Origin of the sequence: Tenacibaculum sp. MAR_2010_89, assembly GCF_900105985.1 — a bacterium.
Taxonomy (GTDB): Bacteria; Bacteroidota; Bacteroidia; order Flavobacteriales; family Flavobacteriaceae; genus Polaribacter; species Polaribacter halocynthiae.
The window spans coordinates 37501-50471 of the sequence record NZ_FNUB01000004.1; the positions used below are offsets into that span (position 1 = coordinate 37501).

14 protein-coding genes (1 of these 14 running past the window's edge) are annotated in these 12971 nt (G+C 29.2%); 13 read left to right on the forward strand and 1 reads right to left on the reverse strand.

The features are described 5' to 3' along the window. Nucleotides 1-920: the 5' portion of a sensor histidine kinase gene (locus BLV71_RS00960; RefSeq protein ID WP_255405067.1), read on the reverse strand. The gene continues 361 nt to the left of window position 1, outside the view; the window shows 920 of its 1281 coding nt (coding positions 1-920); its start codon is at nucleotides 918-920; its stop codon lies off the left edge, out of view. Nucleotides 921-1245: 325 nt separating this feature from the next. Here BLV71_RS00960 and BLV71_RS00965 point away from each other — a divergent pair, with 325 nt between their 5' ends. From BLV71_RS00965 to BLV71_RS01020, 13 genes are all read left to right on the forward strand, one after another. Continuing rightward, nucleotides 1246-1947, forward strand: a complete 702-nt coding sequence (locus BLV71_RS00965) for a helix-turn-helix transcriptional regulator (RefSeq protein WP_093868735.1) — start codon at nucleotides 1246-1248, stop codon at nucleotides 1945-1947. A gap of 68 nt (nucleotides 1948-2015) precedes the next feature. Further along, nucleotides 2016-2396 (forward strand): DUF4345 domain-containing protein, encoded by a 381-nt coding sequence (locus BLV71_RS00970; protein ID WP_093868736.1) that lies wholly within the window; start codon nucleotides 2016-2018, stop codon nucleotides 2394-2396. A gap of 877 nt (nucleotides 2397-3273) precedes the next feature. Beyond that, on the forward strand, nucleotides 3274-3450 hold the full coding sequence (locus BLV71_RS18415) for a hypothetical protein (protein WP_176974323.1): 177 nt from the start codon (nucleotides 3274-3276) through the stop codon (nucleotides 3448-3450). A 27-nt stretch (nucleotides 3451-3477) separates the two neighbouring features. After that, nucleotides 3478-4050: a hypothetical protein gene (locus tag BLV71_RS00975; protein WP_093868737.1), complete on the forward strand. Its 573-nt coding sequence runs from the start codon at nucleotides 3478-3480 to the stop codon at nucleotides 4048-4050. Nucleotides 4051-4115: 65 nt separating this feature from the next. After that, nucleotides 4116-5033: a PhzF family phenazine biosynthesis protein gene (locus BLV71_RS00980; RefSeq protein WP_093868738.1), complete on the forward strand. Its 918-nt coding sequence runs from the start codon at nucleotides 4116-4118 to the stop codon at nucleotides 5031-5033. Between the two features lie 680 nt (nucleotides 5034-5713). Continuing rightward, nucleotides 5714-6313, forward strand: a complete 600-nt coding sequence (locus tag BLV71_RS00985; RefSeq protein ID WP_093868739.1) for an HNH endonuclease — start codon at nucleotides 5714-5716, stop codon at nucleotides 6311-6313. Then, nucleotides 6270-7550 (forward strand): tetratricopeptide repeat protein, encoded by a 1281-nt coding sequence (locus BLV71_RS00990; RefSeq protein WP_143032742.1) that lies wholly within the window; start codon nucleotides 6270-6272, stop codon nucleotides 7548-7550. The genes BLV71_RS00985 and BLV71_RS00990 overlap by 44 nt, the downstream gene beginning before the upstream one ends. 198 nt (nucleotides 7551-7748) lie before the next feature. Next, nucleotides 7749-9272, forward strand: coding sequence for a serine hydrolase domain-containing protein (locus BLV71_RS00995; protein ID WP_093868741.1), 1524 nt, complete (start codon nucleotides 7749-7751; stop codon nucleotides 9270-9272). Nucleotides 9273-9461: 189 nt separating this feature from the next. Continuing rightward, on the forward strand, nucleotides 9462-9833 hold the full coding sequence (locus BLV71_RS01000; RefSeq protein ID WP_093868742.1) for a transposase: 372 nt from the start codon (nucleotides 9462-9464) through the stop codon (nucleotides 9831-9833). Continuing rightward, nucleotides 9833-10684 carry an IS3 family transposase gene (locus BLV71_RS01005; protein WP_143032743.1) on the forward strand — a complete coding sequence of 284 codons (852 nt, stop codon included), beginning with the start codon at nucleotides 9833-9835 and terminating at the stop codon, nucleotides 10682-10684. Before BLV71_RS01000 ends, BLV71_RS01005 begins: the two co-directional genes overlap by 1 nt. Before the next feature lie 45 nt (nucleotides 10685-10729). Beyond that, nucleotides 10730-11209 (forward strand): DUF4265 domain-containing protein, encoded by a 480-nt coding sequence (locus tag BLV71_RS01010; RefSeq protein WP_093868744.1) that lies wholly within the window; start codon nucleotides 10730-10732, stop codon nucleotides 11207-11209. A 69-nt stretch (nucleotides 11210-11278) separates the two neighbouring features. Continuing rightward, the gene (locus tag BLV71_RS01015; RefSeq protein ID WP_093868745.1) at nucleotides 11279-11980 is read left to right on the forward strand and encodes a suppressor of fused domain protein; all 702 of its coding nucleotides are present in this window, start codon (nucleotides 11279-11281) and stop codon (nucleotides 11978-11980) included. 175 nt (nucleotides 11981-12155) lie between these two features. Next, entirely contained in the window at nucleotides 12156-12812 is a 657-nt protein-coding gene (locus BLV71_RS01020) for a hypothetical protein (protein ID WP_093868746.1), read from the forward strand. Nucleotides 12813-12971: the final 159 nt, after the last annotated feature.

Genomic DNA, 12971 nt, shown 5'->3' on the forward strand with positions numbered 1-12971 from the left:
TTAATAATACATGTACTCGTTGAATTAACCTTACTAATTCTTTTAACTAATTTATCTACATCCACAAGTTTCACGTCTTTTTCTTTATCCATTTGAAGAGAATAATTTAATATTCCATTAATCAGTAAATCCATTTGATCAACTTGTTCTTGTAATGTGATTAAGTTTTCAGACACTTCTTGTGTTTTATCTTCATCGGATCTATCGGATTCAATAACCCAACTTGCTAAGGTATGTATATTACGCAGTGGTCTTTTTAAATCGTGAGATACCACATAAGCAAACTCTTCTAAATCTTTATTTCGTTCATATAGTTCTTTAGCTCTGTTTTCTAAATCTAAAGTACGCTGCTTTATTTTATCTTCTAGATTTTGATTTACTTCTAACAAGCCTTGACGATATCTAATAAAACCATTGAGTATAATAAATGAATATATGAATATGGTAGTTGTTGATATTAAAATAGCGCCTTCTGTTACAATATCTATATCAGATGTTAACACTCTGTATCCCATATGTAAAAGCTGAGATGCACTAAAGACCAATATCAACCCTCTATTGTTAAGCATTAATATAGCCCCAAACATTACCACATAAGTTCCTAATAAATAATCTAACGAAAAATTATTAAGTGCAACTGTATAGGTTAGATAATGTTGAAATATAAAAAGTGCGAAAAAAACATATAAACCATAATAATTAATTACTATTCTTTTTTTTGTTAATGGAGCTAAGCCGACCATAAAAAATACAACTCCTAAAATCTCTCTCATATAAGGGATTTCTTGAGCTTTTAAATTATAGTGAAATATTAAAACAGAATATAAGTACAAGCCTGGTGCTACTAAACACAAAACCAAACTACTATTTTTGATTTCGAAAGGTTCTAGCTTACCTGTTTTTTTTAAAAAGTCTAGCATAGCAACTATCATTAACTAATATTAATTGGATTTTAAAGATAAGTATTTCATTTTAAAAGCAATTTTTACTATAAAAAAACAAATTAAAAAGGTATTTTTCCCAAACTGTATTTTTAAGTTTTCAAATTTCATAAAACCTTTTTGTTTTGAAATAATTGAAATAATTGGAATAAAAAAATATTAAAATGAAACCTGATAATTTAGAGTATTATTTTTAAAAATATAATAGCAGACTAAAAAGGACTTTTGTTGAAATTAAAAGTATGTAATTACTATTTCACCACTATGTTTCCCTGAGATATTTACAACAAATAGAATTAATACAATGGAAGAAAAAGAAAAACCAAGACTTTCAAGATTAACTGCTATCCTTACTCAACTTCAATCGAAAAGGATTATTACAGCTAGACAACTTGCTGAAAAACATGCTGTAAGTTTAAGAACTATTTATAGAGATATTAGAACACTTGAAAAATCAGGAATTCCTATTGTTACTGAAGAAGGAAAAGGCTATTCAATTATGGAAGGGTATCACCTCCCTCCTGTAATATTTTCAGAAGATGAAGCAAATGCTTTAATTACATTAGAACAACTGGCTATAAAAAATAAAGACCAATCATTAGTTGATAATATTACCAGTTCATTAGAAAAAATAAAAGCTATTTTACGTTATTCTCAAAAAGGAAATGCTGACTTATTAGCTGATAGAATTTATTTTAGTGGTAATAACAGTGAAGAAAAAACGAGTAATAATCTAATGCAAATTCAATCAGCTATTACTCAATATAAGATAGTATCAATACATTATATTACACCAGAAAAGAAACAAAGCACTCGGAGTATTGAGCCTTTTGCTATTTATAGTATTCGTGGAAACTTTTTATTAATTGCCTTTTGTAGGTTACGAAATGATTTTAGACATTTTAGAATAGATTCTATTGAAAAAATAAGAACTGAAAAGCAATATTTCACACCTCACAAGATGACTATAAAAGAGTATTTTGAAAAATATATAAAAAACCAATAGTACCCTTGACATATCTTTGTCACTACCCTAATTTAAATTTGCGGATATATAAATTAAAATATCTAAAGATGGAAATTATCAGAATTATAGTATTATCATTATCAGCTTTCTTACTGGCATTTGTTGGAGTAGCAAGGTTAACAAATCCAATACAAACATTTTTAAAAAACTCAGGAATTGCACTTAAAAACGATGCTAGTTTATTAAATGAAATGAGAGGAATTTCTGCAGTTATGCTTTGCGCCGGACTTATTATTTCACTTGGAATATTTATTGATAAATTAACTTTTAACTCACACTTAGTTGCTTCATTAATTTTTTTAGGTTTTGCTATTGGGAGATTAATTAGCTTAAAAGCGGATGGCAAACCAAGTATACAAATTACTCAAGGAATTGTATTTGAAGTTGTATTTGGCTTAGCAAATTTATTTTATTTAATTAATGCCTAATTTTATTATAAGGTAATACTTAAAATAAACACAACTTATAAACAATAGCAGCTTGGTTTTAAACTAAGTTGCTATTTTCATTTTAAAACAATTTGGTTTTTATCATAGCTAAGAGTAAAGGTACTATTTTTCTATATTTACCAATAATTCCATTTATTCGGAATTACAACAGAATAAATAAAATTTTATTCTCTATAAAGTTGTTAGTAACATCAAAATTTAAAATAATTGAAAAAAGAAAAAGTAATAGAAAAGCTAAAAAAACATTGTGCTGAAAAACTCTATGTTCATTTAACAAGAAGACTGGTTGACTCAGTCTTATGAACGTATCACTAATAAAAAAGGTATAAATATTGAATTACATGAGAAATTTGATATTCTTACTCCGTCAAAACTTATCCCTCCATTAAAAACAGAATAAACAATAATGATTAATGGTCAAGACATTAAAAAATTAGAAGATCTAAGTGAGTAATTTTCTACTTGGATATTTAAATATCATTCAGAAAACTTTGCAAAACCACTATTTTTAATTTGGTATAGAGATAATGATTTCAATAAAACTGAGAAAATTTTAACTTATAAAAATGGTAGTTTTTTCACAGCTACTTCTTTAATAGAATTAAAAGAAAAACTATATACTGAACGAAATGAACTTATAGCTCCTAATCATATTCATTTATGGTTAACAGCTATTAAAGAAATAAAAGCGGTTGAATCTATAAATTACAACCTAGCTTCAGTAATTACTGATTTAGAAAAAGGTATTTTAGAAGAAAAAACAATTGAAGGCTTTGCGGAATTCATTAATTTATTTGATGACTTTATACATCAAGATAAAAAAAACAATCATCTTCAAATATATATTGATAATGGATTGATAAGAGAAGCTTGGGAGTATTACTATGAATTTATTTTTTGGCCAAGATTTAATGATCAAGAAAAATATGATAGTTGGGATCGTCCAAAATTAGAGATTAACATTCCAAAATTAGTTGAAGAATTTAAAAATGTTATCTTGAAGTTTGAAGAAAGCATAAAAGTTACTATCTAAACTATCATCCTAAATAAAATCAAAAATATGTGTAGATATGGAATGACAATCTATAAATCTCATTATGCGTGTTTTCAATGTAGAAAAACATTCAAAAGAAGATTAGAGAAAGATATTTATGATGGTTATAATAAATACAGAGAACAAAACCCTGCTAAATGTCCTGAATGTGGAGATCTTATGGCTAATATGGGGCTAGATTTTGAGTCTCCTAAGAAAAAAGATATTAAATCTTGGGAGCATATGGCTACGCTTTATGAAGTTGGAATTACTTTTCACTCCTGTGGCTGCAGTGGACCAGGTTATATTCCATCGAACTCTAATGATCTACTTCGTTACTTTTCAAAAATAAAAGCAGATTATATTGAGCACCAACGATTTTGGGCACGACGAAAATCGGATCCAGAAAGCCAAAGCGAAATAGCAAAAGACAGGCATTATAATTGGGAGTATTTTCAGAAAATTCCTAATGAGATGAAAACTGGCACTGATAAAAAACCGAAATTTAATGCCACGGAAGCACAAAAATATTGGCATCAAAAAATAGTAGAAATTGAATCAAAAATTGAGAAAGTAACCAATGACACTTTAAAAAATTGAAAAACATACGTTTTTATTTAATTTTACTTACCCCCCCTTACCATAAATTTGACATTTAACAAAAAATGATAGAACTAGAATATTATTTAGTAGATGTTTTCACATCAATAAAATATGGAGGTAATCAGCTTGCCGTTTTCATTGATTTTGAAAATAACGTTTCTACTAAAAACATGTTAAACATAGCAAAGGAGCTTAATTTTCCTGAAATAACGTTCATTAAAAAAAATAATAACAACCAATCTTTTGATGTTCGAATTTTCACTCCTGAATATGAAGTTCCTTTTGCAGGACATCCATCATTGGGAACAGCCTTTATTATTTCAAAATACGTATTACCAACACCAAAAGAACGAATATCGCTAAATTTAAAATATGCTAATATTAGTATTGATTTAACTACACCCAAAGACGTTGAGCGTAGTCATTTTATCATGAAACAAGCAAAGCCAGAGTTTATAGCAACCTTTAATTATCAAGAAATTGTTACCGGACTTGGAATAAATATAACTGCATTAAATACTAAAAAACCAATAGAAGAAATAAGCACGGGGTTACCCTATATAATCATTCCTATTATCAATTTAGCAGAAATTAATCAACTAAAATTGGATTCAAAAAAAGTTATCGAGTTTTTACGTTTACATAAAAAATACAAAACCAACAGTTCAACTGGACTAACAACTTCTTTATTTTTTGTAACTGATGAAACTTTTGAAAAAACAAACAGTTTTAATACTAGAATGTTTTGTATTGAAAACGAAAACCTGCTAGAAGATGCCGCTACAGGAAGTGCAAATGGTTGTTTTCTTTCGTATCTGTTAAAAAATGAATCTTCAGAAATATCAGCTATCGTAGAACAAGGGTTCCAAATGGGAAGAAAATCATATATACATTTAAACGGGGAATGCACCAGTGATACCTACAGTATAAAAATTGGTGGTCAGGTTATTGAATTAAGTAAAGGTATATGGAATGTTTAAGTTAATTAATATTATTATTCAAATAAAAAGTTTTTCATATATTGGTAAATGTACATTATCCCAACAAACATTTTTGGGTTTCTGAAGGTATTGCTACTTTAGTAAGTGGTAGCCGAGGTAGAGCATTAAAATGGTATATACAACGTACCAACTTATATTAAAAAAAGCATCCTGAAATTGACTAAACAATATGCTACAATTAAAAAACGTAAATACTACAACTTCTTAGCACTATGTATTGGATGGACTTATTGCTAAAAAACATTAGGTAAAGGAGGCTGGTCTTTTGCCTAAAAATTTTATGAAAAGTGGAAAAACCAACACTAACTATTATACAGCTATTAAAAAGTTTCTTGGTATAAAAAAGGACGCTTTAAATAGTTATATGCGAGAACAATTAGAACTTGAATCTACAAAATAGGTTACAGCCATTTTTTTATTTTTACTAGTTGCAAAAAGCAATTATATTTCTTAGGTTTGAAACACAAAAAATTGTACGGATACAAAATTGCTATATCTACACTTTTTTAGGCTGTATTTTTACTAAAAACAAAGAACTACGGTTACCCATTAAGTTATCTTAGTACTTCTTTATATATTTACCTAAAGTTCCTTTTATCCGGAACTATAAACCAATAAACGAGAACTTTGTTCTCTATATAACGAGTTGGGCTCCATAAATGAAAACACTGTTGAATAAAGATTTTAAACAAAAAACCATTAATACTCTTAGAAAAAGAGCTGGTGAAATGTGTTCTATTTGTAAACGCCTGACTTCTATACCTCATACGAATCCAGATAAGTTTATTAACCTTGGAGAGGCCGCACATATTAATGGGCAAAATGATGCTCCAAACAAAAGATACGATTCATCCCTTACAAATGAATTTTTGTCTAGTGTTGCAAACGGAATTTGGCTATGCAGGGAATGTCATAAAAAAATCGATTCTGACGATAAGCATTATACTGTTAAATTTTTAAATGGTTTAAAGGAGCAACATGAATCGGACTTATTTTCTGGTAAACTTAATTACACCAAATTTACTGAATATCAAAAACTCGAATTTGAAATATACTATTTAAAGGATGAGTTAAGCAAAATGAATAATTCTGAACTTGCCATAGAATTAAAAAATGCAGAGAAAGAAAAACAACAATTCAAAGAAAAAATAGAGGATATAGAACGGTCATTATTAACCACGAATAAATCTCTTGATGAAGCTAAAAAATGCTTTTTTGAAAAAAAACGATTTAGAAGCAACTTTGAACATTATCAATGAAAATAATTCATTAGTAGAAGAAAAGGTTATTTCTCAAAAAAGGTTATTAATAGCCCAAGTAAAAGAGGCGCAAGGAAAAATTGTTGAAGCTAAAATAAACTACAAAAAGTCTATTGAGATTTATGGCTATTTAGAAAATCTATTTTATTTTGGTAAATTTCTATATATCAATGGTCATTATACTGAAGCCATTAAAACATTTAAACGAATTGTTGGCCCAGAAAATGACCAATCAGTTAAAGAAACAAAACTTGACTATTCAACAATTCATATTCTAAATAGAACTTGCTTATTTCTTGCTCAAATATTCCAGTCTTTCAAAGACCTCAAAAGTGCTACACAGTATATTAATAACTCATTAGAATTTCAAAAATACTTAATCCAAAAGAATCCAAAAGAGATAGATTACCACATTAACACACTATCTATACAGGCAAGTTTACTTATCGAAAATGGACAACACAAAGATGCTCTGAAATTTAACAACAAAGCTTTAGAGTTAACAGACTTAATTTTTGAGCCAAATTCTTATGAAAGAGCATCGTGTTTAGCTAATTTGGGAATCAACTACTACAACTTAAAAGATGGTGTTAATTCAAAAAAAAATCTCGATGAAGCCTTGAATATTTTAGAAAGCAAGCAAAATCATAATGAAAAAAGTAAAAGTACTTTAGCAAAACTATATTCTTGGCTATCCAGATTGACAGCGGACAAATCTTATTGTAAAAAAGCTTTAAACCTCTATTCAGAATTATCTTTACAAAATCCAAACAAGTATCTACGAGAAAAAATTATTTCTCAAATTGATTATGCCGGATCAATAGATAAATTAGAACAAAAAGAAAAATTATACGAAAACATATTAAAGCAAGAAGAAGAACTAATAAAATTTGACAAAAACATATATGAGCCTTTAATAGCTAATGTATACAGGATTTATGTTATGGATTTAATAAGTAATAATAAATTGGATAAAGCCCTTTTGAAAATTACTAAGTCTGTACAATTATTAATTAAAATTACTGACATTAATGAAAACTATCTTAAAGATTTAATAATCGCACTTAATATAAAAATTGATCTATTACTTCACGACAAAATCAAAAACTTAAAGGAATTAGAAAATGATATCAATCTATTCAAAAGTATAATGAAAAAAGAAATGAATGAATCTAAAGAGTTCATGGATGTATTTGAACAAAGACTAATATACTGTGAAGAAAAAATAAAAACGTAGCCCAACAAAACCTATAAAGCATACCCTACGGGATACGCTTCATAGCCGGGGCGTTACCTTTCATTATTTATGAAAAATTGAAAGTTCACTAATTAAACACAAAAAAGTAATCATTTTATTGAATGTTTAAATTAAAAAGTTTTTAACCTTTACAAAATATAATTTGCGCTCTAATTAAAACGTTTAAATAAAATACCTATGAAAGTAACAATAACATTATTCTTATCCACAATCTTACTCTTTTCTTGTACAAAAACAAAGAAAACCAACTATTCTGAGTTCAATAAAGCATATACTAATTTCATAGAATTAGTTACAAATGAATACGGAGCGAAGTATGGAATGGCTATATCGGTCGTAAAAGACGACCGTATCATATTTGAGAAATATCTCGGAATGGCTGATGTAGATAAAAACATAAAGGTTAGCAAAAACACCCTCTTTTACATCGCTTCAATCACCAAATCTTTTACTGCAATGGCTGCCTTACGTCTTGAAGCTAAAGGAAAACTCGATTTTGATAAATCATTAGCCGAATTATTACCTGAAATTAATTTTGCTCCAGACCTTAAAGCTGATAGTATTAAAATTGAACACTTAATTACACATACATCTGGAATAGAAAATAACCCATTAAGGAATTTAAAAGCTTATTCAGGCTCATATGACAAAAATAATTTACAAACTATATTGGAGAAATTCACTGTAGTTAACGAAGATGCTCCTTTTGGTAAATTTGAATATACCAATACAGGATACATCATCTTAGGAATGATTATGGAAAAAGAATTGGGGGTTGATTGGAAATCTTTAGTTCAGCAGGAAGTATTGCAACCCTTAAAAATGAAGCATACAAGTACCCAAATGTCTAAGGCTATTGAGCAAGGTTTGGAAATTGCAAAACCACATACACAGAATAATGATGAAAATAAATTAGTCCGTCTTTTTTTAGAAAAAAAAGACAATACAATGCATGCCGCTGGAGGTATACTATCAACTGCTAAAGATATGGCTAGATATATGGTCGTAGCATTAAACAATGGTAAAATCGATGGAGAACAAGTAATTGACTCAAATTTGGTTAAGAATAGCCAGTTAAAACATGCTAAGCAGAATAGAATGTGGTATGATCTTAAACGATTCGGTTATGGTTACGGTTGGAACATCGCGACAACTCCGTTAGGAGATACACTAGTACACCATTTTGGCAGTTTTACCGGAATGCATCCTCAATTCTCATTCGTACGAGAAACCGGAGTAGGTGTTGTTATAATGGCAAATGAAGGAAAAATTAGTTATGATCTTAATATGCTCCTTAGTGCGTATGTATTTGATTATTTCTCTAAACGAGAAAACCTCGATACTCACTATAAAGATAAACTAAAAGAGTATCACGAAAACTACACTAAAAAGAAAAAATCAGATACTGAATATATGATTAAATTGGCGAAAAGAACTTGGAAACTTGAACTGCCTTTTTCTTTATATGCTGGAACCTATACAAGTGATTTATTTGGTACACTACTAGTAAAAGAAGTTGAAGAAAATAAATTGATAGTTACAATTGGAAACCTTAAATCTGATATAGCAACACCACACAGAACTAATGCTATTAGAGTTGTTATGGGTGAGGAAGGTTCAGTAGTCCAATTTGTAGTAAACGATGGTAAGGTAGAAAAAGCTATCTGGAAAGGACTAACATTTACCAAAATGACACATTAAAAACAACGAAAAGGTAACATCGTATAAAATTAATTGCTAGGTAAACCTAATTACGAAAATCCTCGCGGATTTTCTTTGTCAGTATTTATTTACTAAATTAGTTGATTAAACCACGTAACAAACCATATACAAACACGTTACCACACATTATGACCCGTCCTGAAATAAGGCTACATAATTTTAAACATTATGTATAGAAATGACAAAGTCATTAGACGTTACAGTGAACCTTTCAAATTAAAAATTTTAGCCGAACTTACAATCGGAAAACACACAAAGAGCCAACTTTGTAAACTCTACTCCATTGCACCTACAACTGTAAACGAATGGATTAAAAAATACAATCGTAAAGACTTAATGAACACCAGAGTAAAAGTGGAAACTAAAGACGAAATATCTAGAATCAAAGCACTTCAAAAAGAGATTGAACAGCTTAAAAAACTACTACTTAAAAAGGATCTCGATGCTATGGTATTGGATTCTTACCTTGAAGTAGCAGCTGAAGACCTTGGGTACAAATCAGTTAATGAACTAAAAAAAAAGCTAAGTATAAAGCCTTAATTAAAGCTAAAGAAAAAGCTAAGAGATTTGCTTCTTTAACTACTATAACACATTGTTTTGGGCTTAAACGTGATGCGTATTACAAATACAAATCTAGAGCTGATAAACGTTTAGAACTCGAGAAACAGATTATAAAAATAGTTAGAAAAAGACGCAAATCTCTTCCTAGAGAAGGCGTACGTAAACTTGTAAAATCATTAGATGTAGATTTTAATAAAGGGAATATTAAAGTTGGTAGAGACACTTTATTTAATGTCCTTAGAAAACATCAAATGCTAACACTAAGAAAGAAAACTAGTGCCAGAACAACCAACTCTTATCATCGTTTTTATAAGTACAATAACCTAATAAAGAATATGAAAGTTACTAAATCTAATCAAGTTTGGGTCTCAGATATAACATACATTAGAACCCTAAAAGGTTTTTGTTACCTAGCCTTAATAACTGACATGCATTCTAGGAAAATAGTTGGGTATGATCTTAGCGATAGTCTTGAACTAAAAGGATGTGTAAGAGCACTAAACAAGGCCATTTACCAAGCTAAAAATATTAAACAACTTATTCATCATTCAGACAGAGGTATACAATATTGCAGTAATGTATACACGCAAATATTAAAAAGAAAAAAGATAGATATTAGTATGACTCAAGAAAATCATTGTTATGAAAATGCCATGGCAGAACGTGTAAATGGGATACTAAAAGATGAGTTTTATCTCGATCAAACCTTTGATAACGTAGCACAAGCAAAGAGAGCTACAAAAAATGCAATTAATTTATACAACGAAATAAGATTACACTTATCTTTAGACTATAAAACACCTAATATGGTATACAAATTATCAGCGTAAATTCAATTTTAACCTGTAGCCATATTTCAGGACGAGACATAAGAAATGACTAAGAAAAATAATAAATACACAAAGGTTTTATTCCGATACCACAGCAATGTTTTAGATGAAACGACTGTTGAGACTATGTGGGCGATAAAAGTTGACGAGAAAAACGGAATTTATAAGTTGGATAGTATTCCCTTTTATGGCCCCCAAATTGCAACAGATGATGAATTTTTTGCTGAGTATGATGAGTTAGAACAGATGCTAACTTACAGGAAAACAACCAAGTTTTCAGGGAATTCAATTGTATTGATTTCGATTATAAAAGAGGGAATTGATAAGGAGATAATTCGTGAGGAATTCAAATCAATGAACTGTACTTCTGAAGGACTTAATGATAGATACTTTTCTATGGAAATATTAGCATCTTCTAATTATCTGAAAATTAAAACCAAATTAGAGGAATATGAAAATCAAGGTATATTTGAATATGCTGAACCTTGTCTGTCTGATAAACACAGAAATGAAATAAATAACTAAGCACAACAAAACCTAAACTGCATTAAAACGCAGCTTAGCCAAACCGTTAGGCACAAGCTGAAAAAACCAATGGCTGAATATCAAAATCCGTTCTCGGACAAAAAACATTATCACGAACACGCTGAATGGATTGAGGACCATTTAAGTAAATTCTTTGATGATAACTTGGTTTCCGTATTTCACGAAATCCCAACATTGGATTTACATCTTGATGTTTATTTAATAAAACCTGAAAATTCATCATTTAATATACTTCTAACTTCTGGAATGAGTATGTTAAAAATGAATGTCGATGAACAAGCAGAAAATCCAAAAAATTTGGAGTTTGCCGAATTAATGATGCTAATTCCGAAAAGTATTGAATTCGGACAAGTTTACTCTGGGAAGAATAAAAATGATTGGATTATTTCAATTCTTAAAAGAACAGCCAAATTCGCACATTTTTACGACACTTGGATAGGAATTGGACACACAATACAGGCAGAAGAAGATTTGACACCTTATGGTAATGATACCGATTATGTTGGTGCATTAATTCTTCCTTCTGTTACTTTCGAAAAGGATTTTACTGAAATCAATAAAAACGGACGAAAAATAAATATTTATAACGTTCTTCCACTCTATAAAAACGAGATGGAGTTTAAAATAGAAAACGGATATAGTAAATTATTGGATTTACTAATAAAAGCGAACGGAAAGGAAGTCTTGGATTTGAATAGAAAAAATCTGATTTCTAAAAAATCGTTTTGGGATAAAATTAAAGGCAAGTGATTAACCGAAAAGAAAAGCCAGTGCCTAACAATGTATAAAAATAATGCTAAATTAGGTGCTTAATTAAAGGTTAGTGCAATTTTGTTACGTCTGATTTTCCTACGGAAAATCCTCGCACACAAAACCGCACTATTCTTATACTAGACCGTTACCAGCAATAAAAACTAACTCACAAATGATAAACTTTTTCAACCGAACAAAATCAAATATAAATTCAATTGTAATTCCTGATTTTGGGTGGAAAAAACAAAAAGCAGACAAAAGTATAATTCAATGGATTAACGCTGAACAAACAATCGCTTTATCCTTAAATTATTTTGACTTAAAACCTGACTTACCTTCATTAAAAAAGATTGACGTAGTTAGAGCTTTTTACAGAGGTCAGATTTCTCAAGCAAATGGAGGATTAATTCAAGTTGACTATTCTGATATAAAACATCAAGCTATCAAAACAATATTTAAAATACCTCAAGAGCCTTCTGGTATGGTTTACTTAGCTTCATTAACAATTCCTTTTAAAAACTGTAGTTATGTTATAAAAATACAAGCACCTGAAATAGGAATGACTGGAATAAGAGATTCTATTATAGCTGACAAATTAATGCAAGAGGGAAAAATAGATATTGGAGAGAATGGATATAAAAACTGGTTTTCTGATCCATATGATAGTAATTATAGTGGTGGAACTTTGATGAATAAATCTGAAGACCCTATTTATGATTTAGATTTTGAAAACCACCCTTTAACACAAGCACGCAAATTGATGTCTCAAATTGAAAAAGAGATTGAATTTAAACCTGAAATTGAAAAATTAAAACAGTTCATAAAATAACTGCAGGTAACACGGTATATAAAACATAGCTAATAAAGGCTAAACCGAAAGGTTTGTGTATATTTATGAAGCCCGCTAAATTTTTAATTTGGCTTTTAAAAAGAGAAAAATTAAAAACAAAATATAAAAATTCGGCTCTGTGTTTATCCGAAAAGTTAG

What these genes read in the sequence shown, in the direction of transcription:
- BLV71_RS00980 (WP_093868738.1), top strand. Translation starts at nt 4,116, where the DNA reads ATGATAGAACTAGAATATTATTTAGTAGATGTTTTCACATCAATAAAA.
- BLV71_RS01020 (WP_093868746.1), top strand. Translation starts at nt 12,156, where the DNA reads ATGATAAACTTTTTCAACCGAACAAAATCAAATATAAATTCAATTGTA.
- BLV71_RS00965 (WP_093868735.1), top strand. Translation starts at nt 1,246, where the DNA reads ATGGAAGAAAAAGAAAAACCAAGACTTTCAAGATTAACTGCTATCCTT.
- BLV71_RS00995 (WP_093868741.1), top strand. Translation starts at nt 7,749, where the DNA reads ATGAAAGTAACAATAACATTATTCTTATCCACAATCTTACTCTTTTCT.
- BLV71_RS00985 (WP_093868739.1), top strand. Translation starts at nt 5,714, where the DNA reads ATGAAAACACTGTTGAATAAAGATTTTAAACAAAAAACCATTAATACT.
- BLV71_RS01010 (WP_093868744.1), top strand. Translation starts at nt 10,730, where the DNA reads ATGACTAAGAAAAATAATAAATACACAAAGGTTTTATTCCGATACCAC.
- BLV71_RS01015 (WP_093868745.1), top strand. Translation starts at nt 11,279, where the DNA reads ATGGCTGAATATCAAAATCCGTTCTCGGACAAAAAACATTATCACGAA.
- BLV71_RS00970 (WP_093868736.1), top strand. Translation starts at nt 2,016, where the DNA reads ATGGAAATTATCAGAATTATAGTATTATCATTATCAGCTTTCTTACTG.
- BLV71_RS00975 (WP_093868737.1), top strand. Translation starts at nt 3,478, where the DNA reads ATGTGTAGATATGGAATGACAATCTATAAATCTCATTATGCGTGTTTT.
- BLV71_RS01000 (WP_093868742.1), top strand. Translation starts at nt 9,462, where the DNA reads ATGTATAGAAATGACAAAGTCATTAGACGTTACAGTGAACCTTTCAAA.